Origin of the sequence: Paraburkholderia unamae (assembly GCF_003096875.1) — a bacterium.
Lineage (GTDB): Bacteria > Pseudomonadota > Gammaproteobacteria > Burkholderiales > Burkholderiaceae > Paraburkholderia > Paraburkholderia unamae.
In genome coordinates, this window is record NZ_QEOB01000017.1 from 1 (window position 1) to 23,907 (window position 23,907).

Here is a 23,907-nt window from a genome sequence, read left to right on the forward strand (position 1 = left end):
CTTGGGAGGAAACCAAGACCAACGCGGTAATTATTGGCGCCCCCGTTACGCTCGCCGCCCCTACGCCTACCGTCGCCGCAAATGCGGCAGCGCCGGAACAGGTGGGTAAGAACGCGCTCGTGCTGACTGGCGCGCAATTGCTCGAAGCACTCGATTTCATTGCGCCCGACCGCGCCACCGACCCTGAACAAATGGAAGCCACGGTCGCGATTGAGTTCGGCCACGGCCACGGCGGCGAGGCGACGTACATCTGGTGCGCGGAATACCCGGAGGAAGGCTCGTTCGTGCTCGACGGTACGTCAACCACTGTAGAACCTGCGGCAGCGCAGCTCGACGAGCGCGCGGCGCTGACGTATCCCGAGGAACTCAGCGACGACCTGCGCGAAGTCCTTGGCTGGCCGAACTTCCGGTGTGGGCCAGTGGCGCATGTTATGCGTGATTCTGGCGACGAGATCAAACGCAAAGCCGAGGACGAACAGGCGCATGTCCTGCACTGGCTCGTCAAGCTCGTACTTAAACATGGTGCCGATTGGCAGCCGCACGCCGCCGAGGCGCTCAAGGAGATCCGCTCCCGCGCTGCCTCGCAGGGCGCCAAGCAATGAGCAACGTCGAACAGTTGCCCGTCAATGCCACGAGCGACCGCCCTGCGCCGAAGCGCATCATGCGTCCGTGCGAATACGGCATGTGGAACGCCGTCAAAGACATGGAAACGCAGATGGGCACCGTCGAGGCATACAACCGCCTCTGCGATTGGGCGCAGTCGTTGAAGGCGAAGATCGATCGCGGCGACGCGCAAGTGCAAAACCGTCTGTTCGCAACTGATCCGAAGTGGATCTATCCGGCTGGAGACTCGCAATGAGCAATGAAACGATGAAGGGCGGCGAGCGCGCGGCAAGCGCGACAGGGGGCATGACTTTGGGCGAGCGTATCGCACATGTCGGCGGCCGGGAGAACGCGAACGGCTATATCGAATTCGGGAGCGTGATGGCCATCAACGCACTGATCCAGCACGCGCTGCGCGACGCCCGCGCCGCTTCTAAAGCCACGGTGAAGGGCGATGCCCCATTCGAGAACTGCTCGTTCCGTCATTGCGATCTTCCCGGTCAATGCAAGAGCGAGGGTGCATGCCATCATCCGGCGCGCGCGGCAGCACCGCAAGCATGGTCGCTCCAAGACTCGACACATAAATTCAAGAACTTCCACCGCTTGCTCTGTGAGCGCTTCGGCTACGTGCACGACGAGAAGGACTGGTGGCGCGATCAACTCTCGTTGATTGAGTGGATTGCAGCGGCACAACAGCCAACCATCCAATCCGTCATGGACGCCCTAGCCCCCATCGCAGCCCGGCAGACCAACTTGCTGGCGAGCGTGGCGGTCAACGACTGTCGCGCTGCAGTGGAGAAGTTGGCGCGTGCGCACGATGATGCGCAATGAGCTATGCCATTAACGAGATGCGCACAATTATGCTCAGAGGAGACGGCAATGCAAGTTGACATGTTCGGCGCCGGGCCCGAGTTGGCACCAGAGCCGGTCGATGAGCGCACTCCCATTGCCGCGAAGCACGCGGCCGCGATCGAAACTCTGCCGGAGGTGCTACGGCCCACGCCGATGCAACGTGGCGCCGAACTCGACGACTGGACGCGCACGTCTCAACGCGCATTCCTGCTTTGGATGATCGGCGCGATCGCGCGAGGCCTGTACACGGTTTCGAGCATGGCCGCGCTGCCTGGTGTGCTTCAGAAACTCAATGGGTTAGGAGGCGAGTGGTGAAAGCACTATCTATTCGTCAGCCATATGCATGGCTGATCGTCAACGGCATCAAGGACATCGAGAACCGGGATTGGCCGACGAGGTTTCGCGGCCGAGTGCTGATCCATGCCGGCGTGAACTACCCTAAGCGAGACTATGCGGACGATGCCGTTGCGTATACGCGCCATTACGGCATCCAGTACCCGCAACGCGACGACATGATCGGCGGCATTGTTGGCGTAGCGACGATCATCGATTGCGTCAGCGAAAGCGAATCGAAGTGGTTTCATGGGGCATATGGGTTTGTGCTTGCTGATGCCAGGCCGCTACCGTTTGTCCCGTGCAAGGGGAAACTCAGTTTCTTTGATGTGCCGCCCGATGTCGCTGCGAAGCTGAGGCAGTTGCATGATTCTGGAGCAATCGCATGAGCGAGAACAGCAAAATCGAGTGGACGGACCACACGTTCAATCCTTGGGAGGGTTGCCAGAAGGTCGGGCCCGGCTGTGATCACTGCTACGCTGAGACGCGCAACGCGCGCTTCGGGGGCGGTGTCGCGGTCAACTGGGGGCCCGGTGCGCCGCGGCGCCGTACGTCGGCCGCAAACTGGCGTAAGCCGCTTCAGTGGAATCGCGACGGCACTTTCTACGCGATCCACGGCCGCCGGCAGCGCGTATTCTGCGCGTCGCTCGCGGACGTGTTCGACAACGAAGTCGATCTGTTGTGGCGCCGCGACCTCTTTCAGCTGATCGCCGCAACGCCGAATCTCGACTGGCTGCTGCTTACGAAGCGGATCGGGAACGTACCGACGATGCTCCGCCATATCGGCATCGAGCAATTGCCGGAGAACGTCTGGCTCGGCGCAACGGTCGTCAACCAAGCCGAGGCGGACCGCGACATCCCGAAGCTGCTCGCGGTGCCCGCGCGGGTGCGCTTCCTGTCGATGGAGCCGCTGCTCGGGCCCGTGGATCTGGAGCGTCCGGCGCCGGGCCCAGATATCGACCAGGGCGCCGGCGAGCAGATCTGCCAGCCGTGGATGATACAGAGCGGCATTGACTGGGTGATAGTCGGCGGCGAGAGCGGCCCCGGCGCGCGGCCGATGAGCATTCAATGGGCTCGCGAACTGCGCGACCAGTGCGCCGCCGCTAGCGTGCCGTTTCTTTTCAAGCAGTGGGGTGAATGGGGCCCTGCATGGCCAAGGCCATCTGGCGAACCCGGGCGCTTTGCCTTCGGCGACTATGACTTCGATCGAACCCGCCATCACGAGGTGGACAGCTATCCCCGCCAGTTTGCGATGTTCGGCGCGCGCAGCGTGCTGGAACGCGTTGGTAAGAAGGCAGCCGGGCGCCAACTCGACGGCCGCACGCATGACGAATTCCCGGGGAGCGTGCGATGAGAGAGCGTCCGATTTTGTTTAGTGGCCCGATGGTCCGCGCGATCCTCGACGGTCGCAAGACGCAGACGCGGCGAGTCGTGAAAGGTATCGCGCTCGACTGGCTTAATGAAGTCAGGTTCACGCCAGAGTACGTAGCGCTGCCAGAGAGCTATCTCAGCCCTTACGGTTTCGCTGGCGATCGCCTGTGGGTGCGCGAGACCTGGGCGCAGCCGACGACGCTCGACCCCGGCCCGACGTTCTATCGCGCCGACTATCCGGCCAACGTCTTGGGTAAGTACGAGAACCTACCGGCCGCCGAGGCGATCACGTGGAAGCCATCGATCCATATGCCGCGCGACTGCTCGCGCATCACGCTCGAAATCACCGGCGTGCGCGTCGAGCGCCTGAAGCAGATCAGCTCCGATGACTGCTTCGCCGAAGGCATCGACGTGGAAGGCGCCGACTACAACGAGGGCGAGAGCTACGCGAATGCAGGCTCGCCGGTTCCGCCGGAGCGCTGGGCATTTTCCGGGCTGTGGAACTCGACGGGCGGCGATTGGGAAGCCAATCCGTGGGTGTGGGTAGTCGAATTCAGGAGGGCCGACGCGTGAGCATCCGTACCATCATCGAAATCAACCACGACCAGCTGCATTCCCTCAAGAAGGATCCGGAGTGGTGGATTAACCTGCTCGCGAACCTCGGCACCGCGCACTATGGCGCGGCGCTCAACGAAGCGAATGCCGACGGTTGCCCGATCCACCTAGGCCATGGCGTCCGTCTCGTGCTGCAACGGCACCATTCCGACGTGACAACCGTGAAGGCAGGATCCGTCGAAGTGAAGCTGTAGACCGAACCGAATGAAGCCGCCGCGCCTGTCGCATCCACGCAACACATGAAAGAAATCGAGGACCCAGCACAATGAGCACCGTTCTCCCGAAACTCCACACGATCAACGCCACGGCCGACGCACTGAAAGTGTCCCGAGCCACCATCTACCGGCTTGCCCGAGAGGGAAAGCTGGTTCGGATCCAGCTCGGGGAAAACTCCTCGCGGATCACCGATGACAGCATCCGTGCGTTTTTGGTAGCCAGCATGGTAGCTACGGCCAGTTCTGGACACTAAGACCGGGCTGAAAGCCTTATCCCATAAGCCCTTCCTAGGCGATTTGTCTTAGGGTTCTCATAAGCTAAATCGCCTAGGCCGCGAAAACCGCCGCGACGCGCAATCCATATTGCCGCCTTCACCCGTCACACTACCTTCAGCACCGAATGCGCGAGCCGCAGGAGATCGTCGAATTGCGTGATCAACTCGAAGCACACGAGAAACGCGATCATCGACGCGGGGCCGGGAAAGCGTAGCGTCCAGTCGAGAACCGGCGCTGCGGTTCGCTTGCGCACGGCGTCGCGCGTCATGATCCAGGTAATCGCCACGCCAATGGCGGCGCCGGCCAGCAAATCGGTCGGGTAGTGAAAGCCGAGATACGCGCGCGGCAAACAAATGAATAGCGCCGTGTAAAGCAGCGCGAGCGTGCCTATGCCGCGCCAGACCAGAAAGATCCCCGTCGCAATGGCCATCCACAGCATGGCGTGATCGCTGGGAAAGGAACTCCAGTTGCTTAGCGCGGCTTCGCGCAGCGCTTCCGAAGCGAAATGCAGATGCAGGTCCGGATTGAAAATCGGCCGCTCGCGAAATGGCAGAAAGTGCGCAAGCAGACGCCCTGCTGCAAGCGCGATCAGACCGCTCGCCACGGTGGCAATCACCATTTCGCGCTGCCAGTCGCGCCGCTTGTTCGGCTGGAACCAGATCCACAGCAATAGCGGGATCAGCAGGAAGCCCTTGAACGTATAAAGGCCCGCAATTACGCGAATCGCGTGATTGAGCAGAGGGCTGAGATGGATTTGTGTGAGGAATCCCAGAATGACTGTATCGAAGCGGGTCATTGATTGTGAGCCATTGCGCTGATTGAATTCGTGAGAAAAACGGCCGGGAACGGCAAGCCAGGCCGCCTTCGTGCGGGTTGCGCAGGGCGCTCCGCATCCTAGTTTTCAAATCACCGCGCATAGGTAAGGAATCGAAAGCAAGTGTAAATTTCACTCTGTCGCGCCGCCCTCCGGCGGGGAGCGCCAGGAAGCCGCCGTTGCGTGCAGGGCCCCGCGCGGCTGTAACTGATCGACACATATCGTTTCGTTTTCAGACGTTTCGAGGTGTCCGCATTGATTGGGGTCCGAGCACATTGGCATACGCGCGTATTTGGTCGAGGAAGGGAACAATGAAAATGACTCGTGCAGCACGGTGGATAGGGGGCGCGCTGATCGCGCTCATGGCGTTTGGCGCGCAGGCGCAACCCGGCAGCGGCGTGCTGGCGACGCCGGGCGGGGCGCGGGACATGAACCGGCAACTGGAGTACGCGGTGTCGCGCTCGCTGAGCCGCACGAGCGGTCTCGACGCGACCGGCATTGCGGTGCGCGCGCACGATGGCCGTGTGACGCTTCAAGGCCGGGTGCCGGATCAGTCGCAAGCGGCGCTGGCGCTGCGCACGGCGCAACGCGTGCAAGGGGTGAGGTCCGTGCAGAGCCAGCTGGTGGTGCGGGCGAGCGGTCGCTGAGTGCTTGCCGGCGCGCCTCGCTTGAATACGCCGGGCTGTTGCGGCTACCCTAGGCAAGCGGCACTCGCCCGAGACAGGTCCTCTCATGGAAGCCAACGATGCTTCGCCAACGCAAGCCGGCATGCCCGTGTTTCACCAGCGCGGCGATATCTGTTCGTTCGGCAACGACGCCATTGCGTTGCGCTGGACGCTGAAGGACGAACGCCTTGCCGACTTTTCGCTGATCGATGGCATACGGACGCACACGCTGCCCATCGTCGCGCCGTTCGCGTTATCGCGCGCGGACGCGAGCGTCGTGGGCGTCGACGAACTGAGGCTCCTCGCGCCGCTGAGCGAATCCACGCTCGAACCTGATTACCAGGCGTTGCGCCTGGTCGACCGTATCGCCGGCCGGCGCGTGAGCGCCACGCTCGGCGATAAGGAAGGATGCCTAAAGGTGTTGTGGAGCGTGGAACAGCGGGAGGGATCACGATACCTGCGCATGCAGCTTGCAGTGACCGCGCTGCTTCAGGACGAAGCCATTACCGTGGTGTCCTTGCTGGAAGCGCGCGGCGCCAATCCGCAAGTGAGCCTCGAAACAACAGGAACGCCAGTCGTCGCGGATAACTTCTATCTGGGCTTCGAACTGCCGCTGGCGGCCAGTCACGTGAAAGGCGAGCGCATCAGCATGACGCTGCGGCGCACATTGCCGCTGGAACGCAGCCGAACGTTGACGTATAGCGCAGTGGCGGGCGTGGCGCGCGACGGGCAATTGCGGCGCGACTTCGCCACTTATCTGGAGCGGGAGCGCGCCCGGCCGTATCGGGCATGCCTGCACTACAACAGTTGGGGCGACATCGGCTACCTCACGCCCTACACGGAGCAGCAGGCGCTTGAACGCATCGGGACGATCGGCCGCGAGTTGCACGCAGCACGCGGGGTGCGCATCGATTCATTCCTGTTCGACGACGGCTGGGACGATCTTGGCGGCGGCTGGCAGTTCAGCAAGGCATTCCCGCACGGCTTCGCCGCGCTGCGCGAGGCCGCGGCACGCTATGGCGCAGCACCGGGCGTATGGCTTTCCCCTTGGGGCGGCTACGGTGCGCCGAAACAGGAGCGCGTAGCGCACGGTCGTGCGGCCGGGTATGAGGTCATCGATAACGGCTTCGCGCTTTCGGGACCACGCTATTACCGGCGCTTTCATGAAGTCGTCATGGCGCTGCTCGAGCGCGATGGTGTGAACCAGTTCAAGTTCGACGGCACCGGCAATGCCGACAGCGTGTTTCCCGGCAGCCTCTTCGATAGCGATTGGGACGCGGCCATTCAGCTCATCGGGGACATCCGCGCGGCCAAACCGGACACCTTCGTCAATCTCTCGACAGGCACGCATCCCTCGCCGTTCTGGCTGCGCCATGTCGATTCGATCTGGCGCGGCGGCAGCGACGACGGCCAGGCGGGCAGCGGCGCGAACCGCGAGCGCTGGATCACTTACCGCGACGCGCAGACCTGGCGCAACGTCGTCGCGCGCAGTCCGCTGTTTCCGCTCAATTCGCTGATGCTGCACGGCATTTACTATGCGCAGTGCAATGCGCGCCTCAATACCTCGGCGGGCGATGCGTTCGCCAACGAAGTGTGGTCCTACTTCGGCAGCGGCACGCAATTGCAGGAGCTATACATCACCCCGGCGCTGCTGGGCGCAAGCGACTGGGACGCGCTCGCGCAAGCCGCCCGCTGGGCGCGCGAAAACGGCGATGTGCTGCGTGACAGCCACTGGATTGGCGGTGCGCCGGACGCACAGGCGATATACGGCTGGGCGGCGTGGTCGCCTCGCAAGGCGATCGTCACGCTGCGCAATCCGGCGAATCGTGCGCAGCGCTTCGCGCTGGAGTTGCGGCATGAGCTTGAGTTGCCGGCCGCCGGGGCGCAGCGATTTCATGCGCGCGTCGTCCGGTGTGCAGGGCGCACCGCGATTCCGGTATTGCTCGATGCCGACAAGCGGCAAGAGGTCCTGCTCGGACCGTTCGAGGTGCTTACGCTGGAACTGACTCCGGCCATTGAGGCGCGACGATAGGGGGCGCGAGGCGCATGCCTATGACAAGCTATCGGCTAACCGAACCGGCTTCGATTCGACCTGGTGCAGGTCGAAAACGAGCACCTCGTTCACGCCTTGCGTGAGCCACGGGGCGGGGCAATAGAGGCGTTGTTGCGGGCCGATATGCCAGTAGCGCCCGAGGTTGTGGCCGTTGACCCACACCACGCCCTTGGTCCAGTGGCTCATGTCGAGCCACGTGTCGCCCACGGTATCGAGAACGAGACTCGCCTTGAAAAAGAGTCCGGGCTTGAGCGGATTCGCGCAACCTTCCTGCAAGTTGGCGATGAACGTTTCATCCATCGGCAGCAGGAAGACTTCCCAGTCCGTGAGCCAGGCCAGCGACCCGTCGGCATTCTTCAGCCTAACCGGTTCGAACAGTCCTTTGCGGTCGACGATCTCGGGCCCGAAATTGACGCGTCCCATGCCTTCGACAAGGATATCTAACGAAAATTCTTCGTCCGGCTTCGCCTCATGGTTCGGTGTTGTCGAAGGAAGCGCGAGCGGTGCGCGATGCATCACGTTGAGCGGTTGGGCGCGGGCGAGCGGCATGCGCATTCTCGACACGGCGCCCACATAGCGGTCATCGACGAAGACGGTTGCATAGTCGTGCACGCCGCTAATGTCCAGCGCGCCCACCGCGTGGGCAGGCAGCGCCTTGCGGTAGAGCGCGAAGCCAAACGCCTGACCATAGTGTTCGAAGGAGTGCGGTTTGCCGCCTGGCTCGCGCGGCAGCGCGGCGGGCAGGTTATCCCAGATCGACGCGTAGCGCGTTGGCAGCAACGCCCCGGACCCGGCGCATTCCAGCGTGGCGATGGCCTCGGGTACGTCGGGCAACGGCTCGGGCAGATAGCCCGCGATGATCTCGCGGTACTTCCTGTACTTGGGCGTTGCCGCGCCTTGCTCGTTGATCGGCGCGCAGTAGTCGTAGCTCGTGATGTCGGGCTGATAATTGCCGGCATCGTCCACGTTTGCGCCGGCATAAAAGCCAAAGCTCGTTCCGCCGTGAATGACGTACAGGTTGAACGACAGTTGCCGCCGCATCAATTCGGCGAGCACGCCGGAGAGATCGTAGTCCTTCCCGGCGAAACCGGCTTCGCCCCAATGCGTGAGCCAGCCGGGGTACACCTCGCCAGCCATGACTGGCACCGTGGGAAATGCGTGGCGCGCTGCTGCGATCCTTGCCGCGTCGCCGTTGCTCAGCGCAATCGCGCCGCCTGCTACCGTGGTGCGATTGCGTTCGAGTTGCGGGAGTCCGTCTTCGGTATAGAAGGGCCCGTCAATGCCGGCGGCAAGCCAGCGTTGCCGGAGTTCTTCGAGGTAAGCCGGATTGCTTGCGTAAGAGCCGAATTCGTTCTCGATCTGGATCATCAGGATGGGTCCGCCGTGCTCGATCATCAACGGTAGAACGCGGGGAGCCAGTGCGCCGATATAACGGGCCACGGCCGCCATGTAGCGCGGGTCGGTGGCCGAGTCGGTGCGCAAGCGAATATCGGGTTCGCTCAAGAGGTACGAAGGAAGGCCGCCCAGGTCCCATTCGGCGCACACATACGGACCGGGACGCAGCAGCACCCACATTCCCTCTGACTGGCACAGGCGGATAAAGGCCGCGATATCGCGGTCGGCGCTCTCGAAATCGAATACGCCCTTATGGGTCTCGTGATAATTCCACATGACGTACAGCGCAACGCAGTTCATCCCCATGGCTCTCGTCATGCGAATCCGGTGTTGCCAGTATTCATGCGGGATGCGGGCGGGGTGCAATTCGCCGCTGCGAATCTGCATGGGCTCGCCGTCGAGCAGGAAGTGCTCGCCATGGGTGCTGAAAGTGAAACGGTGGCGGCTTTCGAGGTTCACGATGCACTCGCACTTCGGCGCCGCGAGGCGCGGTTCAACACGGCGTGGCACGGAGCGCGCTTGTATTTGCGGACTCAGGCACTATACTTTCCATTCACGATTGCTAGTAGAACGCTTAATTTCGTAAAGGCCAGCGATTCAACCATTCGACAACCCGACACGCATACGCGCAAGCCAGTGGCGGCCGGCTATGTAACCGTATAGACCCAGTTACATTCGAATATGAAAAAGCGTGCATTCTTCCCTGTCGCGAGTTCCACGCTCCTCGTGGCCGGAGGCATCCTCTGCATCGTCTTGTCGCTGACCAACCGGTCGCTGATCGGCACGCTTTTCATCGCAAGAATGCTGCTGTTCTGCGGCTTCGTGCATGCGTTGAACCTGTTCATGGCGAGAGGCTGGAAGCTCACGCTCAGGCGCATTCCACCGGTCGTCGTGCCGCTGCTCATCGGTATCCTGATCCTCGTGAATGACAGCGCGCGGGCGCGCGGCCTCACCGTCATGCTGATGATCTTCTTCGTGCTCGACGGCTTCTTCAAGATCATTGCGTCGATCGAGCAGGACGTGAAGATCAACAACATCGGCATTGTCAGCGCCACACTGTCGTTTCTCCTTGCCATCTTCCTTGCCGCCAATTTCCCGAGCGTGCCCGTGCCGCTGCTCGGGCTATTTCTCGGCCTCGATCTCATCGCGATGGGCCTCGCGCCGATTGGCCGCAGCGAGCGCACGCGCGGTCTGGCCTGACGACAGAAACGGCGGTCCGTCCGGGCCCCTTGCATGCCAGCCGGCCGTGAGCAGTCAGGCAGTCAAAGTGTACGGCGTCGTCTCGCATCCATGATGCCCGCGTTCGCGCGCCGTTGCGGGCTTCGTCACGCTACCCACGGAGAGCATCCATGATCTTTGCAAATGGATTTACGTTTTCGAACTTTATTATCGATACCTTTTCGATATTCATGTTCATCTTGTGGTTCTGGTTGTTCATCACGATAACGAGCGATCTGTTCCGCAGAAGCGATATATCGGGATTTCTGAAGATTGTCTGGGTGATCTTTCTCATCGTGCTGCCGTATATCGGCATATTCGCCTATATCCTCACGCAGGGCCGGGACATGGCGACGCGCAACCAGGAACGCGCGCAGAAGGCGCGCGACGAACTGCGGCAGGTCGTCGGCTACAGCATTGCCGATGAAATCGAAAAGCTCGACCGTCTGAAATCGACAGGGTCGCTCACGGAGGACGAGTACAAACGCCTCCGCTCACGACTGGTCGACTGATGTGTGCACAGGCATGGCGTTCGTCCATGCCTGGATTCGAGGTCTATCTTCGCGGGGCTACCTTCGCGTAGCCCCCCCGCGTCATTCCGTACCCGAAACGATCTTCGAAATCTTCCAGTTGCTCCGGGTGACCAGCACGTAGTCGCCGTTCACGCCGAGCCATTGCTGACCCCGCTTCGGCGCGTCGAGACTATGTGACTTCCAGTCGTTCATGACGTAGTTGTAATGCCGGTACTTCGACGGAACCTGCTGCCCCTCGTGCCAGTCGCGATGCGGCATGGTCGGCATGACCTGCTGGCGGCCGGTGCCCTGGCTTTGGTCGCCGCCCGATGCCCCTTGTGCGAACACGGAAGGGCTAACGCCGATGAGGAGCGCTGCGATGGCGGAAACGACGAGTTGGCTTTTCATGGTTCGATCTCCAGAGGCAGGAAGAGGAGTGACGCCGCGCATGACCGCGCGTCTGAGCGCGTGTCTGACCGCGCGTTTGACCGGACAGGAAGCCGGTGTCGAGACCGGTTATGAAACGTCCGGAAAGCCTTGCTTTGCGATTGGGCGAACGGACCCTTAAAAATCTGGGTGAATCGCTCGAAATAGCGGATTTAAGTGTTTGAATTATCTATTCATAGTAGTAGAGAGAATTCCGACTTCAAGAAATTTACATTCGATCGATTTTGTGGCGGTTTCGAGTATTTGTGATGAATAAGCGCACGTGTTATCCGTTTGATAACACCTGGAGATTGGGGAGACCCATTACGGATGTTGGCTGATTGATTCGGACTGGAGATCAATCCGGAAACCGCGCTAACCGCGCGCCCCACAAATAGCGGGCGCGCGTTACGCCGCGCAGGTCGCAACCCGGTTCCTGCCGCGCGCCTTGGCGTCGTACAACGCCTGATCGGCCGCCTTGATGACCTGGGTGACGTCGATGTCCTGCTCCGGCGTCCAGCTCGCCGAGCCGATGCTCGCGGTGACGCGGCCATACTCGCTTTCCGAATGCTCGATGGCGAGCTCGCTGATGGCAAGGCGGATTTTCTCGGCAATCGCGTATGCGCCTTCGCGCAGCGTATCGGGCAGCACGACGATGAATTCCTCGCCGCCGTAGCGCGCGGCCGTGTCGGCGGGCCGCCGGATGTTTTCGCCGATGCAGCGCGCCACGGCCGCAAGCGCGTCGTCGCCGGCCTGGTGGCCGTATTTGTCGTTATAGGCCTTGAAGCGGTCGATATCGACGAACAGCAGGGAGAACACGCCGCGCGCGCGCCTCGCGCGGCGCCACTCCAGGTCGAGAATTTCGCCTAGCGTGCGGCGGTTGTGCAGGCCGGTGAGGCTGTCGGTTCGGGCGAGCAGCTCCAACTCGGACTCGGCCCGCATTCTGCGCCGCAACTGCGTGCCCAACATGAACGAGAGCGCAACGAAGCCCAGCGCGAAAGCGCCCATGAGCGAGCCGATCGTGAGCGCTCGCCGCCGCCATGCGGCGTAGATATCGGGTTGCGCTTCCGCGACCATGATGATGAGCGGCAACTGCGGAAAATTACGGAAGAAATACAGTCTGCGCACGCCGTCGATCGACGACGTGTCGAGAAAGCTGCCTTCGGCCGCCGAGCGGAACTTGCGGAACGTGCTGGCCTTGCTGATGTTGCGCCCGACGACCGCCGAGTCGTAGGGCTGACGCATGATCATCACGCCGTTTTGCGCGATCACCGAAATCGCGCCGTGCGGGCCGAGCGAAAGCCCCGCGAAAAGGCGATGAAAATACTCCAGATTAATGGCGATCATGACGATCCCGGCGAAGCTGCCGTCGGCGTTCGAGAGCCTGCGGCTGAGCGCAATGCTCGGCGCGCCGTTGCGCAGGCGCGAGTGGAACGGCGCGCTGACGAAGAGACCGGCGTTGGGATTGTCGCGCTGGACCGTGAAGTAGTCGCGATCGGCGAAATTGGCCTTGCGCGGCGTGTCGCTTGCCGAGTCCATGACGACGTTGCCCGCCGCGTCGAGCACGAGCATCGAGCCCAGGTAGTCCGCCGTGGCGGCGCGATCGAACAGAAGCTGGCTGCGCAGATGCGGCGGCAGCGCCATCACCTCGGGCTTGCCCAGGCCTTCGACGACGGCTTGCAGCGAAAGCGCGTACAGCTCGAAGTTGCGTTCGATGTCGCGCTCGGCAATGAGCGCGACATTGCGCGAGTTTTCGCGCGCGCGTTCCATTGCGTCGTGGCGGCTTTGGTAGAGCACCGTCGCGCACAGCGACGCCATGACGAAGGCCACCACGAGGCTGCCATAGAAAATGGCGCGCGGCCCTGTGAGCCATTTGATGAGCCTGGCGCGACCAGGCACGGACGGGGGCGCGCTACGATCCTCTCGCGGTGGGTTCATGTCTTTCAGCTACGTTCATCGCCGCCCATTCCTCGCGTGCATTTCCCCGCTCACGGCGGGCAAAGTGGCCATGGCGCGCCCGCCATGCAGGCAGCGAAGGCGCAAACAAGTCCGCGTTTCGGACGCTACTGCCTCAATATCGGGTATTCGTCGTACGGGTTTGATTGGTATTTTTACCTACACGACGCCAGGTGATGCGCAGTGAGTGCGTAGTGAAGCGCGCGCCCATGCCGCGCGCATGTCCCGCTTGTGTATCTCGTGTTTCAATAGGCGGCGCGGCGCACCGCGCCACTGTTCCTGTCATTCTTTCCAGGCACCGTCATGAAGAAACTCGTCAACAGCCCGTCGCTCGTCGTGCGCGAGATGCTCGAAGGCATTGCCCGCACCGCGCCGCATGTCGGCGTTCTCGGCGACGAAAACGTTCTCGTGCGCAAGGGGCTTCCCGCCCCGCCGCAGCGTAGCGTCGCCGTGATTTCGGGCGGCGGCAGCGGTCACGAGCCCGCACACGGCGGCTATGTGGGGCAGGGCATGCTCAGCGCGGCCGTTTGCGGCGAGGTGTTCACCTCGCCGCCCACCGACGCCGTGCTTGCCGCGATTCGCGCGAGCGCGGGCCCGAACGGTGCGTTGCTCATCGTGAAGAACTACACCGGCGACCGGCTCAATTTCGGTCTCGCGGCCGAATTGGCGAGATCCGTGGGCATCCCCGTGGAAATCGTCATCGTGGCCGACGACGTGTCGCTGCGCGGCCGCACCGAGCGCCACCAGCGGCGCGGCATTGCGGGTACGGTGCTCGTGCACAAGATCGCGGGCGCCGCCGCGGCCAGGGGCGACGCGCTGGCGCAGGTGGCGGCTATCGCGCGCAGCGTGGCCGAGAACCTCGGCACGATGGGGGTGGCGCTCGACGGATGCACGCTGCCCGGTGCGGAACAGGCCGGCTTTCGCCTCGCGGAGAACGAGATCGAACTCGGCATGGGCATTCATGGCGAGAAAGGCGTGGAGCGCACGGTGCCGCTGCCGGCGCGCGAATTGGCGGAGACGCTGCTCGCCAACATCATCGACGAACTCGCATTGAAAAGCGGCGAGCGCGTCGCGTTGCTCGTGAACGGGCTGGGCGCGACGCCCGAAATGGAACTGGCGATCATCATGCGCGATGCATTCGAGAGCCTGAACCGGCGCGGCATCGCCGTCGAACGCGCGTGGACGGGCACCTTCCTTTCGGCGCTCGACATGCCGGGCTGCTCGATCTCCCTGCTGCGGCTCGACGATGCGCGCATCGCGCTGCTCGACGCCGATACCGAGGCACGTGCGTGGCCCGGCGTCGGCACGCTCAATCTCCAGATTCGCGTGGAGCCCGCGGATGGCGGGTCCAGCTTGCTCGCGGACGACGGTGCGCCGCAAGTGCCGGGAGGCAGCGAAGTGTGGGAGCCGCGCCTGAAGCCCGCGTTCGATGCCGTGGCGCACGCGCTGCTGCAAAACGAGGCGCTGTTCACCGATCTCGACACCCGCGCCGGTGACGGTGATCTCGGCGCGAGCATGAGTCGCGCCGCGCACGCCATCCTCGCCGTGCCGCAAGGTGCGCTCGTCACACCGCACGGCGCGCTGGCCGCGCTTGGCGCCGCGTTGCGCCGCGCGATTGCGGGCAGCTCGGGGCCGTTCTACGCTACGGCGCTGCTGCGTGCTTCGCGCACGCTCGCGGCGCATGCCGAGCCGGGCGCGCGCGACTGGGCGGCCGCGATGCGCAGTGCGGCCGCAGCGATCACCGAACTGGGCGGCGCGAAGCCGGGCGACCGCACGATGCTGGACGCATTGGCGCCCGCGGTCGACGCGTTCGAAAACGGGCTGAACGCGGGACAACCCGTTGGCGAAGCATGGGCCGCTGCGGTGCTCGCCGCCGGGCAGGGCGCCCACAACACGGCTCACATGACGCCTCGCGCGGGCAGGGCGAGCTATCTGGGCGAGCGCGCCAAGGGCTCGCCCGATGGCGGCGCGGTGGTGGTGGCGTGCTGGCTGAAGGCCTTGCAACCGTACATCGGCGCGGCTTGAGAGTCTGGCCGGGCGCGCAGCGCGTCAGCAGTAGCCGGTGCGCAGCGCCCGTTCCCAGTCGGGGCGGCCGTTCGACGCCGCGAGGTCCGCGGCGGCATGCCAGTCGTATTCGACGGCGCGAAACTCCACTTCCCAGCCGCGCGGGCTGCGGGTGACGCTCGCGTAACGCGCATGCGGTGAGCCCGCCTCCATGCGATGCGCGAAGGGCTGGCTGTCTTCGTAGGCGGGCAGGCCGACACTGCCGGGATTCACGATCAGGCGGCCGTCCGCTAGCTTCATCGTGCGCTGGAGATGGGTGTGGCCGCACAGGATCAGCGTGGCCTCGGCATCCGCCGCGCGGCGGCGGACCTCGTCGTGCGTGGCGGTCCGGCAGCCGCTCGCCATGACGGTTTCGAGGAAATAGGAGAGGTCGTCCTGCGGGGTGCCGTGCACGAGCAGCACGTCGTCGTCCAGCCGCAGCGTGGCGGGCAAGTCGCGCACCCAGGCCAGCTGCGCGGCGCTCAGCACGCCGCGCGCGAAGCGATCCGATGGCCCCATGCGCGCAGGGTCCGCGCCGAGCAACTGTCTTTCATGATTGCCCCGGATGGTGGGCAACCCAAGACGCATGAGGAGGTCGGCGGTTTGCGAGGGATAAAGCGGGCCAGAGAGAATGTCGCCGAGGTTGACGATCACGTCCGCCCCTTGCTGCTGAATATCGGCCAGCACGGCTTCCAGCGCCGCGAGATTGCCGTGAATATCGGAAAGCGCCGCGATTTTCATGGTGCGAACGGAACATGCCGGTGGGAGTTCACGATTCGCCGATTCTCGATGATCCGCCGCGCGATGTCCACGGTTCGATGGCGCGCGTTTGACTCACGGCTGTGCGTTTTCGACTGTTATTGACAGATCAGTCCATTAATTCTATGCTCACCCCATGGTTAGACCACGAGAGTTCGATCGGGACGAAGCGCTGGAGCGCGCACTGCGCGTTTTCTGGGCGAAAGGCTATGCGTCGACGTCCACAGAGGATCTGCTCGCCGCGATGAATATCGGGCGGCAGAGCCTGTATAACGCCTTCGGCGACAAGCGCAGGCTCTACCTCGAAGCGCTGGAACGCTATCAGCGCGAAAGCACGGCGGGGCACCTGGCGCGCCTGAATGGCGAGGCTTCGCCGCTGGACGGCATCGAGGCGCTCTTGCTGGGCCTCGTGGCCGACGACGACGGCGAGCGCGCGCTGGGCTGCATGGGCGTGGGCGCCGTGAGCGAATTCGGCGCGGACGATATGGAACTCGCGGAACTGCGCGGCAAGGTCGGGCCGAAATTGTCGCGGCGGCTGGTGGAGCGCATTCGCGAGGGCCAGGCGAGCGGAGAAATCGACTCCGGTTTCGACGCGCGCCAGGCCGCCGCCTTCGTGCTGATGACGATGCAGGGCATCCAGCTTGGCGCGCGTGCGGGAAGCGACGCGAAAAGCCTGCGCACGCTGGCCCGCTTTGCCGTCGACCGCTTCAGGGCGCGCTAGCGCAAGTCGATTCACGCAGGACTGCATAAAGCGCGAGCAATGCTCGCGCTTTTATTTACCTAATTATGGACTGAACTGTCAATAAAGGAGGGATCGATGGAAACCCAGACCAGTCTGGTCGGAAAAACCGCGCTCGTTTTTGGCGGCTCGCGAGGCATAGGCGCTGCCGCCGCGCGACGGCTCGCGCGAGAGGGCGCCGATGTCGCGCTGACCTATGTTTCGGCGCCGCAGCGCGCGGCCGAAACGGTTGTGGCAATCGAAGCCTCGGGGCGCGCCGGTCTCGCCATTCAGGCGGACAGCGCGGACCCGGCCGCGATCAAGGCGGCGGTCGCGAAGACCATGGAGCGCTTCGGCAAGCTCGACATCGCCGTGGTCAACGCGGGCATCCTGATGCTCGGCGACATCGCGACCGTGAGCGTGGAGGATCTCGACCGCATGCTCGATATCAATGTGCGCGGCGTGTTTCTTTCGATCCAGGCCGCCGCCTCGCGGCTTGGCGAAGGCGGGCGCATCATCACGATCGGCAGCAATACGGCGGTGCGCAGCGGCCACCCCGGCTCCAGCGTCTATGCCATGACGAAAGCGGCCGTTGCCGTCATGGTGAAGGGGGCCGCGGTCGATCTGGCGAGCCGCGGCATCACGGTGAACAATATCCAGCCAGGGCCCACGATCACGGACATGACCGCCGATCATATCGAGGCGATCAAACCGCTCATCCCGCTCAAGCGCGCAGCGGACCCGGACGAGATCGCCGGGCTCGTTGCGTGGCTCTCGCGCAAGGAGGCGGGCTACATGACAGGTTCGAGCCTCACCATGGACGGCGGCATGGCGCTGTGAGCCGCGCGTGACGGCGGCGATCAGGCGCGTTGCGCGTAGACGTTGCACCAGCCATCGGCCGCCACCGCCTTGCCGGGGAACATCGGGCACGGGCCGGCCGCCTCGCCGGCCGCGCCCGTGTAGAAGCGGCAATTCGCGCAGCGTTGGCCCGCCTGATACTTCGGGAACTTGCCCGCGTCCACGCTGCTCGCCTTGACGCGATAGCCGAGCGACTTCGCCGTGGCGTCGCTTTCGTCAACGGCAGCGGGTGCGGCGAATGCGCTGCCCGTCGTTGCGAGCGCCGCGCACAATCCGGCGGCTTGAAGGATGAAGGTTCTGCGATTGCGGGTAATCATGCGGTGTCCTGACTGATATTGAATGGCAAGAGGTTAGTGGCGCGGGCCGGCGTTCAGCGGCGTCGTCGACGTTTGCGCGACATCGGCCGTCAGCTTGGCATTGCCTGCGTCATACCCGTTGGTGTAGAGCAGGAAGGCCATCAGGTCGGTGTATTCCTGATCGCTCATCTTGCCGGGACGGTCGGCCGGCATGTTGGTCGACATGTACTGGTAGATGCCGCCTATCGTCAGATGCGAATTCGCCGCCGGGGCGAAGGCCGGTCCGCTCAGCGCGGGCGCGGTGATGCCTTCGAGTTTCTCGCCGTGGCATTTTGCACAGGAGTCCGCATAAAGATGCTCGCCGTGAACGACCTGGTCGTGATCGAACGCGGGAGCGGCGCCGCCCGCCGTTGCGGCGACCTTGATGATCGCGCCTGCCGTGCTCTCGCGCGGCGCGCGCGCCGAACGGATGGCGGAATGCGCGTGCGGCAGGTTCGCGCCGTCGAGGTAGGCGACGCTCGTGTGCGCATTGCTCGCGCTCGCCGCGCCTTGCGGCAGCGTCCAGCCGCGCGTGAGCGAGGCGAGGCGGCCATCGTCGCTCATTTGCGCGAGCGTGTCGTCAATGCGCTTTTGCAGTGCCTGCATGCCGGGGCCCGAAGCGAACACGAGGTTCCAGTCGGCATAGGGCGACGACGCGGCCGCAATGGCGAACTGATGTTCCGGGTGCTTGCGCTGATAAGCCACGACCGCCGGATACCAGACGATCGCGCGCTGCGCGCGACCCTTGGCGACGGCATCGACGGTGAGCGCCGACGTATTTTCCAGATCGAAGCGCGCGTTCTTCTCCTGCACGGCGATCAGTTGCGACGGGCTGGACCAGGTGGCGGCGATGGTTTCCTTGCCGTCGGGGGAGGTCGGCGCGGCGTGCCCGCTGTGTGCGTCGCGCAACGTGATGCTCACGTAGCCCGAGCGCAGATAGCCTTGCGAGAAGATCATCTGCGAGCCCGATGCGTCGGCGACAGTCGAGCGCGGGAAGCCCACGACGAGGTCGCAGTCGCGGCCGAGCGCGCCTGCGAGTTCGTGGGCCGAGATGCCGTCGTCGCCGCCGTCGTCGTCGATGCCGCGCGTGACGAATGTGGCGGGCACGCCCGCGCTCTTGAGCACGGCGCTCGCCACGCTCTTGTCGAGCGTAGCCGAGGGGCTGCCGGGCAGCGTGCATACGCGCACGGCGGTCGTCGCGGCGCGCACGGGCGCTTGCGCGACGCCTGCCGCGAGTGCGACGGCCACCGCGATATGGGTGAGTCGGATGTTCATGGTCATACGTTCCAGTAAAAGCGGGAGACGCCGCGCACGCGAAGCCGTCGCGCGCGGCGGATAACAGGTGCCGTGCTCAGCCCCGGTCGAGCGCGAACACGTAGAGCGTGCCGCCGCGCGGCACGTCCTTCGCCACGTCGGCCATCGGGCCGCCCCAGATCGGATTCGCGCCGCCGTAGCCTGCGAGCACGGCCACGTATTCCTTGCCGTCCACTTCGAACACCGACGGTTGCGCGATGATGCCGCTCGCCAGTTGCGGGCTCTCCCACAGGACCTTGCCCGTGGAGACGTCGAACGCGTAGAGATGGCCGTCGAGCGAGCCGCTGAACGCAAGACCGCTCGCCGTGGTCGCCACACCGCCGTTCCAGGGCATCTTGCTCCAGTGACCCCAGAGCTTCTTGCCTGTGTTCACGTCGATGGCCTGAAGTTCGCCGAAGCCTTCGCTGCCCGGTTCGGGCTGAATTTCAAAGCCTTCGCCGAGATAGGGCAGGCCTTCCATGTAGCTCACCGACTTGCCCGAAAGGCTCATGCACGCATGCAGCGAGGGCACCACGGCAATATGGCGCTCGGGATCGTAGGACACCGACCACCAGTTCTTGCCGCCCAGAAAGCTCGGGCAGGTGTTGATGGTCGTGCCGGCCTTCGGGTATTTCGACTCGTCCTGCACGGGCTTGCCGTCGGCGGTGTAGCCCGTGACCGAGGTGGCCTTCACGAACGGCTCGGCGTAGATCAGCTTGCCCGTCTGGCGGTCGATCGCGTGGAAGAAGCCGTTGCGGTCGGCGTGGATGATGGCGTCGTAGTCCTTGCCCTTGTACTGAATGTTCGCGAGGATCGGCGTGTTGACGCCGTCATAGTCCCAGGTGTCATTGCTCGTGTATTGATAGTGCCACTTGAGGTCGCCGTTCTTCGGGTCGAGCGCGAGCAATGAATCGGAGTACAGATTGTCGCCGGGGCGCAGCGCGGCCAGCCACGGGCCGGGATTGCCCACGCCCCAGTACAGCGTGCGGCTCGCGGCGTCGTAGGTGCCGGTGAGCCACGCGGCGCCGCCGCCGTGCGCCTGCATGCCGTCGGGCCAGGTTTCCGCGCCTTTTTCGCCCGAGCCCGGAATGGTGTAGCGCTTCCACTTGATCGCGCCGTCGTTGGGGTCTAGCGCCGCAATATAGCCGCGAATGCCGTACTCGCCGCCCGAGGTGCCCACCACGATCGAGCCGTCGAGCGCGAGCGGCGCGAGCGAGAACGCGTAACCCAGGCCCGGCTCGAACATCTGCTTCTTCCAGACCACGTTGCCGCTCTTTGCGTCGAGCGCGGCGATCTCGCCGCTCAGCATGGCGATATAAACGTTCTTGCCGTACAGCGCGACGCCACGGTTCACCACGTCGCAGCAGGCGGTCTTGAACGACTCCGCGCCGAGCTTGGGCTCGTATTTCCAGAGCTGCGTGCCTGTTTTCGCATCGAACGCGTAGACGTTGTCCTTCGGTGTGCTGACAAAGAGATAGTCGCCGTTGACGATCGGTGTCGCCTCGAAGCCCTGCTTCAGCTCGGCGGGGAACTGATAGCTCCATGCCTGTTTCAACTGGCCCACGTTCGAAGCGTCGATCTGCTTGAGCGGCGAATGCGACTGGCCGTTGTAGCTGCGGTAGTAGGTGAGCCAGCCGGGATCGCTCTGCGCGCGGGTCAGGCGGTCGTAGGTCACGGGCGGATAGTCCGAGGCGGCATTCACCGGACCGGTATTCAAGGTCGTCGCCGTAGCGATGACCATTGCGCAGGCCGTGAGCCGGCTTGCCGCAGCCGAGCGTCTCTTCATCTTCGTCTCCTGGGTATTTGTGGGTGCACGGCCGGCAAGCGGTCAGGGGCGATGCATGAAGAGTGGCGCCGATCCGGGTGCGTACCCCGTATCGCAAGTCGTGTGCCATTCGCGCCAACGCCCCGCGCGGCGGGCGATTGCGGGCGATGACGCGCGTGCGGGCCATGCGTTGCGCGGCGGCAGATGTGTTGCATCCCGGTACAGGCCATTGCGAAAAGTGTTGGCGAACGTGACAGTCGATCCTGCGCGAGGGCAATCGAAAAATAGTTGTGTACGCATCGATATGCGAATGACGGTTCAACACGCCTCGCGAGGACGCGCTCGGTGCGCTCCATTTCGATCGTACGAATCCCTTCGCAAATCGTGGGGCCGTATCCGCTGGATTCGCCGGATTCGCGCGTATCGGGGTGAGCCCGCATTTCGCGCAGCGAGCGATTTGCGGTATTACACAACCTGGCGAATCGACGCTGCGCAAGGTCATTACGTTCATTACGTATGCGCTTTTGCCTACGATTCGCTTACATGGCGTGTTGCGCGTCGCGCGCGCGTTTAGCGCAAACAGGTCGGCTTCCGCCGACAGACGCATGGCCCGGACCTTGCTACTAAAGACACTCAAATGTCCGGCAAGGCACCGGCCAATCGTGGAGGAGAGAATGCGCGACGATGTTCATCCGGCTACCGGGTTTGTGGCCGTTGTGTCCAATGGCTGGCCCACGCCGGCAATCCAGAAAGCGCACGAACGGTCGGAGACGTTCGGTCTGCATGCATCGGGCAGGCCCGATTACGATGTCCTTTCGGGCGTGGGACTCGAACTGAAACGCGAACAGAACCGCGTGCTGTGCGTGCATGCCACGCCGGTGATGGAGACGCTGCACGAGCAGATTGTCAACACGCAAAGCATGATCGTGCTGACCAACGCCGAAGGCTTGATCCTGCATTCGATCGGCGACGACGACTTTCTCCAGCGCGCCGAAAAAGTGGCCTTGCGGCCCGGCGCGAACTGGGCCGAAGACCGCCAGGGCACCAATGCGATCGGCACCGCGCTCGCGGAGCGCTGCGCGATGGTGGTTCATGGCGACCAGCATTACCTCGCGGCGAACCGCTTTCTCACCTGCTCCAGCGTGCCGATCTTCGACCCGTATGGCGACGTGGTGGGCGTGCTCGACGTGACGGGCGATCATCGCAGTTATCACCAGCACACCATGGCGCTCGCGCGCATGTCCGTGCAGATGATCGAGAATCATTTGTTCGCGACGACGTTTCAGGAAACGCTTCAGGTGTCGTTTCACGGCCGCCCGGAGTTTCTCGGCACGCTGATGGAAGGCATCGTCGCGTTCACGAGCGACGGGCGCTTTCTCTCGGCCAACCGCAGCGCGCAGTTCCAGCTCGGCATGCCGCTCGCGGCGCTGCGCGCGCATACGCTGTCGTCGCTGTTCCAGACCACGAGCGCGCAACTGATCGACCGCATGCGCGCGAGCCTCGAACCGCATCTGATGCTCAATCTCGCCAATGGCGCGGTCGTATGCGCGCGCGTGCAGTACCGGCGCGCGTCGCTGGCCGAAGGGAGCCGGCCGTTCACCGTGCATGGCGCTGCGCAACCGGCCGCGCGAGCGACGACGGTGCCCGCGCCGTCCGCGGGGCTTTCGCGCCTGAGCTATCTCGACACGGGCGACTCGCAGGTCGCGCTCGTGATCGCGAAGGTGCGCAAGGTGATCGGCAAGGACATTCCGCTGCTCATCACGGGCGAGACAGGCACGGGCAAGGAACTGCTCGCGCAGGCCATTCACAACGACTCGCCGCGCCGCGACCAGCCGTTCGTGGCTGTGAACTGCGCGTCGATTCCGGAATCGCTGATCGAATCGGAACTGTTCGGCTACGAAGAGGGCGCGTTTACCGGCGCACGGCGCAAGGGCGCGGCGGGCAAGCTGTTGCAGGCGAACGGCGGCACGCTGTTTCTCGACGAAATCGGCGACATGCCGTATCCGCTGCAAGTGCGGCTCCTGCGCGTGTTGCAGGAGCGCGTGGTCAATCCGCTCGGCTCGACGAAGTCGATTCCCGTGGATATCGCGATCATCTGCGCGACGCACCGCGACCTGCGCGAGATGATCGCGCAGAACCGCTTCCGCGAGGACCTGTATTACCGGCTCAACGGCCTGGTCGTGCGCCTGCCGCCGCTGCGCGAGCGCAGCGATCTCTCGGTCGTGATCCAGAAGCTGCTACAGCGCGAATCGCACGGGTGTGCGAGCAGGCCGCTCAGCGTCGCGCCCGACGTGATGGCGCTGTTCGAGCGCTGCGCCTGGCCCGGCAACTTCCGGCAGCTCGGCAACCTGCTGCGCACCGCCGCCGCGATGGTCGACGAGGATGGCGAGATCAGGCGCGAGCATTTGCCCGATGACTTCTTCGACGATCTGCGTTGCCGCACCGAAGCGCGGCGCCTGCCCGATGCCCCTGAGGCGTCTGCTGCGTCCGCTGCATCGGCGGCATCGTCCGGGACGGAGTCGTTCGCGATGGAGGATGCCCGGCTCGTGGACGTCACCGCGTCGATGATCGCGGCCACGCTCGCGCGGCACGGCGGCAACGTGTCGGCCGCGGCGCGCGCGCTGGGCGTGTCGCGCAATACCATCTACCGCAAAATGCCCGCCGCCGATTCCAGTCGCGGTTCCGGCGACGCCTGAAGCGTTCGGCGCAAGGCAGCCCGACCGGCTCCTTGCGCCGCCTCCTGTCACACGGGTGTTTCATCCTGTAGCACCCGTGTTCCGAAACGCAACACCACTGAGCACGCGAATGCTGCGGGCGTTGCGTGTTCGGCCC

At 64.1% G+C, this 23,907-nt stretch carries 25 protein-coding genes; 17 read left to right on the forward strand and 8 right to left on the reverse strand.

The window, feature by feature from the left end; all coding sequences use genetic code 11:
* From C7402_RS47155 to C7402_RS30655, 9 genes are all read left to right on the forward strand, one after another.
* Positions 1-602, forward strand: a 602-nt coding sequence (locus C7402_RS47155) for a hypothetical protein (protein WP_208949029.1), incomplete at its 5' end; no start/stop codon positions are given.
* Positions 599-859 carry a hypothetical protein gene (locus tag C7402_RS30620; RefSeq protein WP_116613308.1) on the forward strand — a complete coding sequence of 87 codons (261 nt, stop codon included), beginning with the start codon at positions 599-601 and terminating at the stop codon, positions 857-859. The genes C7402_RS47155 and C7402_RS30620, both read left to right, overlap by 4 nt.
* Complete coding sequence (locus tag C7402_RS30625) at positions 856-1,434, forward strand: hypothetical protein (RefSeq protein ID WP_116613309.1); 579 nt, start codon at positions 856-858, stop codon at positions 1,432-1,434. Before C7402_RS30620 ends, C7402_RS30625 begins: the two co-directional genes overlap by 4 nt.
* Before the next feature lie 48 nt (positions 1,435-1,482).
* Positions 1,483-1,770 carry a hypothetical protein gene (locus C7402_RS30630; RefSeq protein WP_116613310.1) on the forward strand — a complete coding sequence of 96 codons (288 nt, stop codon included), beginning with the start codon at positions 1,483-1,485 and terminating at the stop codon, positions 1,768-1,770.
* Positions 1,767-2,177, forward strand: coding sequence for an ASCH domain-containing protein (locus tag C7402_RS30635; RefSeq protein WP_116613311.1), 411 nt, complete (start codon positions 1,767-1,769; stop codon positions 2,175-2,177). Before C7402_RS30630 ends, C7402_RS30635 begins: the two co-directional genes overlap by 4 nt.
* Entirely contained in the window at positions 2,174-3,142 is a 969-nt protein-coding gene (locus C7402_RS30640) for a phage Gp37/Gp68 family protein (protein WP_116613312.1), read from the forward strand. Before C7402_RS30635 ends, C7402_RS30640 begins: the two co-directional genes overlap by 4 nt.
* Positions 3,139-3,732, forward strand: coding sequence for a hypothetical protein (locus C7402_RS30645; protein WP_116613313.1), 594 nt, complete (start codon positions 3,139-3,141; stop codon positions 3,730-3,732). The genes C7402_RS30640 and C7402_RS30645 overlap by 4 nt, the downstream gene beginning before the upstream one ends.
* The gene (locus tag C7402_RS30650; protein WP_116613314.1) at positions 3,729-3,968 is read left to right on the forward strand and encodes a hypothetical protein; all 240 of its coding nucleotides are present in this window, start codon (positions 3,729-3,731) and stop codon (positions 3,966-3,968) included. Before C7402_RS30645 ends, C7402_RS30650 begins: the two co-directional genes overlap by 4 nt.
* A 71-nt stretch (positions 3,969-4,039) precedes the next feature.
* A complete protein-coding gene (locus tag C7402_RS30655; RefSeq protein ID WP_116613315.1) occupies positions 4,040-4,243 on the forward strand; it encodes a helix-turn-helix transcriptional regulator in 204 nt (67 codons plus the stop codon).
* Between the two features lie 125 nt (positions 4,244-4,368).
* Here the strand turns inward: C7402_RS30655 and C7402_RS30660 are convergent, their stop codons facing one another.
* On the reverse strand, positions 4,369-5,061 hold the full coding sequence (locus tag C7402_RS30660) for a phosphatase PAP2 family protein (protein ID WP_112173664.1): 693 nt from the start codon (positions 5,059-5,061) through the stop codon (positions 4,369-4,371).
* Positions 5,062-5,390: 329 nt separating this feature from the next.
* Between C7402_RS30660 and C7402_RS30665 the strand changes: the two genes are divergently transcribed.
* On the forward strand, positions 5,391-5,726 hold the full coding sequence (locus tag C7402_RS30665; RefSeq protein WP_116613316.1) for a BON domain-containing protein: 336 nt from the start codon (positions 5,391-5,393) through the stop codon (positions 5,724-5,726).
* 85 nt (positions 5,727-5,811) lie between these two features.
* On the forward strand, positions 5,812-7,776 hold the full coding sequence (locus tag C7402_RS30670; protein WP_116613317.1) for an enterotoxin: 1,965 nt from the start codon (positions 5,812-5,814) through the stop codon (positions 7,774-7,776).
* Positions 7,777-7,794: 18 nt separating this feature from the next.
* On the opposite strand, the gene C7402_RS30675 is transcribed toward C7402_RS30670, so the two are convergent.
* Complete coding sequence (locus tag C7402_RS30675; protein ID WP_165842028.1) at positions 7,795-9,651, reverse strand: beta-galactosidase; 1,857 nt, start codon at positions 9,649-9,651, stop codon at positions 7,795-7,797.
* A gap of 222 nt (positions 9,652-9,873) precedes the next feature.
* Between C7402_RS30675 and C7402_RS30680 the strand changes: the two genes are divergently transcribed.
* Entirely contained in the window at positions 9,874-10,392 is a 519-nt protein-coding gene (locus C7402_RS30680; RefSeq protein ID WP_116613318.1) for a DUF308 domain-containing protein, read from the forward strand.
* A 209-nt stretch (positions 10,393-10,601) separates the two neighbouring features.
* Complete coding sequence (locus tag C7402_RS30685) at positions 10,602-10,922, forward strand: PLD nuclease N-terminal domain-containing protein (RefSeq protein ID WP_224041478.1); 321 nt, start codon at positions 10,602-10,604, stop codon at positions 10,920-10,922.
* Positions 10,923-11,003: 81 nt separating this feature from the next.
* Here C7402_RS30685 and C7402_RS30690 read toward each other — a convergent pair whose 3' ends face one another.
* Together C7402_RS30690 and C7402_RS30695 are read right to left on the reverse strand one after the other, a co-directional pair.
* Positions 11,004-11,330 (reverse strand): RcnB family protein, encoded by a 327-nt coding sequence (locus C7402_RS30690; protein ID WP_112173669.1) that lies wholly within the window; start codon positions 11,328-11,330, stop codon positions 11,004-11,006.
* A 426-nt stretch (positions 11,331-11,756) separates the two neighbouring features.
* A complete protein-coding gene (locus tag C7402_RS30695; protein WP_116613319.1) occupies positions 11,757-13,286 on the reverse strand; it encodes a sensor domain-containing diguanylate cyclase in 1,530 nt (509 codons plus the stop codon).
* A 321-nt stretch (positions 13,287-13,607) separates the two neighbouring features.
* Here C7402_RS30695 and C7402_RS30700 point away from each other — a divergent pair, with 321 nt between their 5' ends.
* Positions 13,608-15,329: a dihydroxyacetone kinase family protein gene (locus C7402_RS30700; protein WP_116613320.1), complete on the forward strand. Its 1,722-nt coding sequence runs from the start codon at positions 13,608-13,610 to the stop codon at positions 15,327-15,329.
* Between the two features lie 24 nt (positions 15,330-15,353).
* Here the strand turns inward: C7402_RS30700 and C7402_RS30705 are convergent, their stop codons facing one another.
* Positions 15,354-16,088 carry a metallophosphoesterase family protein gene (locus C7402_RS30705; protein ID WP_116613321.1) on the reverse strand — a complete coding sequence of 245 codons (735 nt, stop codon included), beginning with the start codon at positions 16,086-16,088 and terminating at the stop codon, positions 15,354-15,356.
* A gap of 154 nt (positions 16,089-16,242) precedes the next feature.
* On the opposite strand from C7402_RS30705, the gene C7402_RS30710 reads away from it, so the two are divergent.
* Both C7402_RS30710 and C7402_RS30715 read left to right on the forward strand, forming a co-directional pair.
* Entirely contained in the window at positions 16,243-16,827 is a 585-nt protein-coding gene (locus C7402_RS30710) for a TetR/AcrR family transcriptional regulator (RefSeq protein ID WP_116613322.1), read from the forward strand.
* Positions 16,828-16,923: 96 nt separating this feature from the next.
* Positions 16,924-17,664: an SDR family oxidoreductase gene (locus C7402_RS30715; protein WP_116613323.1), complete on the forward strand. Its 741-nt coding sequence runs from the start codon at positions 16,924-16,926 to the stop codon at positions 17,662-17,664.
* Between the two features lie 20 nt (positions 17,665-17,684).
* Here the strand turns inward: C7402_RS30715 and C7402_RS30720 are convergent, their stop codons facing one another.
* From C7402_RS30720 to C7402_RS30730, 3 genes are all read right to left on the reverse strand, one after another.
* The gene (locus tag C7402_RS30720) at positions 17,685-17,999 is read right to left on the reverse strand and encodes a high-potential iron-sulfur protein (protein WP_112173675.1); all 315 of its coding nucleotides are present in this window, start codon (positions 17,997-17,999) and stop codon (positions 17,685-17,687) included.
* A gap of 33 nt (positions 18,000-18,032) precedes the next feature.
* On the reverse strand, positions 18,033-19,292 hold the full coding sequence (locus C7402_RS30725; RefSeq protein ID WP_116613324.1) for a c-type cytochrome: 1,260 nt from the start codon (positions 19,290-19,292) through the stop codon (positions 18,033-18,035).
* A gap of 76 nt (positions 19,293-19,368) precedes the next feature.
* Positions 19,369-21,096, reverse strand: coding sequence for a methanol/ethanol family PQQ-dependent dehydrogenase (locus C7402_RS30730; RefSeq protein ID WP_116613325.1), 1,728 nt, complete (start codon positions 21,094-21,096; stop codon positions 19,369-19,371).
* A gap of 653 nt (positions 21,097-21,749) precedes the next feature.
* Between C7402_RS30730 and C7402_RS30735 the strand changes: the two genes are divergently transcribed.
* Positions 21,750-23,771 carry a sigma-54-dependent Fis family transcriptional regulator gene (locus C7402_RS30735; protein ID WP_116613326.1) on the forward strand — a complete coding sequence of 674 codons (2,022 nt, stop codon included), beginning with the start codon at positions 21,750-21,752 and terminating at the stop codon, positions 23,769-23,771.
* Positions 23,772-23,907 lie beyond the last annotated feature (136 nt).

What these genes read in the sequence shown, in the direction of transcription:
- C7402_RS30730 (WP_116613325.1), bottom strand. Translation starts at nt 21,096, where the DNA reads ATGAAGAGACGCTCGGCTGCGGCAAGCCGGCTCACGGCCTGCGCAATG.
- C7402_RS30625 (WP_116613309.1), top strand. Translation starts at nt 856, where the DNA reads ATGAGCAATGAAACGATGAAGGGCGGCGAGCGCGCGGCAAGCGCGACA.
- C7402_RS30645 (WP_116613313.1), top strand. Translation starts at nt 3,139, where the DNA reads ATGAGAGAGCGTCCGATTTTGTTTAGTGGCCCGATGGTCCGCGCGATC.
- C7402_RS30665 (WP_116613316.1), top strand. Translation starts at nt 5,391, where the DNA reads ATGAAAATGACTCGTGCAGCACGGTGGATAGGGGGCGCGCTGATCGCG.
- C7402_RS30685 (WP_224041478.1), top strand. Translation starts at nt 10,602, where the DNA reads ATGTTCATCTTGTGGTTCTGGTTGTTCATCACGATAACGAGCGATCTG.
- C7402_RS30690 (WP_112173669.1), bottom strand. Translation starts at nt 11,330, where the DNA reads ATGAAAAGCCAACTCGTCGTTTCCGCCATCGCAGCGCTCCTCATCGGC.
- C7402_RS30640 (WP_116613312.1), top strand. Translation starts at nt 2,174, where the DNA reads ATGAGCGAGAACAGCAAAATCGAGTGGACGGACCACACGTTCAATCCT.
- C7402_RS30680 (WP_116613318.1), top strand. Translation starts at nt 9,874, where the DNA reads ATGAAAAAGCGTGCATTCTTCCCTGTCGCGAGTTCCACGCTCCTCGTG.
- C7402_RS30735 (WP_116613326.1), top strand. Translation starts at nt 21,750, where the DNA reads ATGCGCGACGATGTTCATCCGGCTACCGGGTTTGTGGCCGTTGTGTCC.
- C7402_RS30720 (WP_112173675.1), bottom strand. Translation starts at nt 17,999, where the DNA reads ATGATTACCCGCAATCGCAGAACCTTCATCCTTCAAGCCGCCGGATTG.
- C7402_RS30710 (WP_116613322.1), top strand. Translation starts at nt 16,243, where the DNA reads ATGGTTAGACCACGAGAGTTCGATCGGGACGAAGCGCTGGAGCGCGCA.
- C7402_RS30620 (WP_116613308.1), top strand. Translation starts at nt 599, where the DNA reads ATGAGCAACGTCGAACAGTTGCCCGTCAATGCCACGAGCGACCGCCCT.
- C7402_RS30705 (WP_116613321.1), bottom strand. Translation starts at nt 16,088, where the DNA reads ATGAAAATCGCGGCGCTTTCCGATATTCACGGCAATCTCGCGGCGCTG.
- C7402_RS30715 (WP_116613323.1), top strand. Translation starts at nt 16,924, where the DNA reads ATGGAAACCCAGACCAGTCTGGTCGGAAAAACCGCGCTCGTTTTTGGC.
- C7402_RS30630 (WP_116613310.1), top strand. Translation starts at nt 1,483, where the DNA reads ATGCAAGTTGACATGTTCGGCGCCGGGCCCGAGTTGGCACCAGAGCCG.
- C7402_RS30670 (WP_116613317.1), top strand. Translation starts at nt 5,812, where the DNA reads ATGGAAGCCAACGATGCTTCGCCAACGCAAGCCGGCATGCCCGTGTTT.
- C7402_RS30660 (WP_112173664.1), bottom strand. Translation starts at nt 5,061, where the DNA reads ATGACCCGCTTCGATACAGTCATTCTGGGATTCCTCACACAAATCCAT.
- C7402_RS30700 (WP_116613320.1), top strand. Translation starts at nt 13,608, where the DNA reads ATGAAGAAACTCGTCAACAGCCCGTCGCTCGTCGTGCGCGAGATGCTC.
- C7402_RS30695 (WP_116613319.1), bottom strand. Translation starts at nt 13,286, where the DNA reads ATGAACCCACCGCGAGAGGATCGTAGCGCGCCCCCGTCCGTGCCTGGT.
- C7402_RS30655 (WP_116613315.1), top strand. Translation starts at nt 4,040, where the DNA reads ATGAGCACCGTTCTCCCGAAACTCCACACGATCAACGCCACGGCCGAC.
- C7402_RS30725 (WP_116613324.1), bottom strand. Translation starts at nt 19,292, where the DNA reads ATGAACATCCGACTCACCCATATCGCGGTGGCCGTCGCACTCGCGGCA.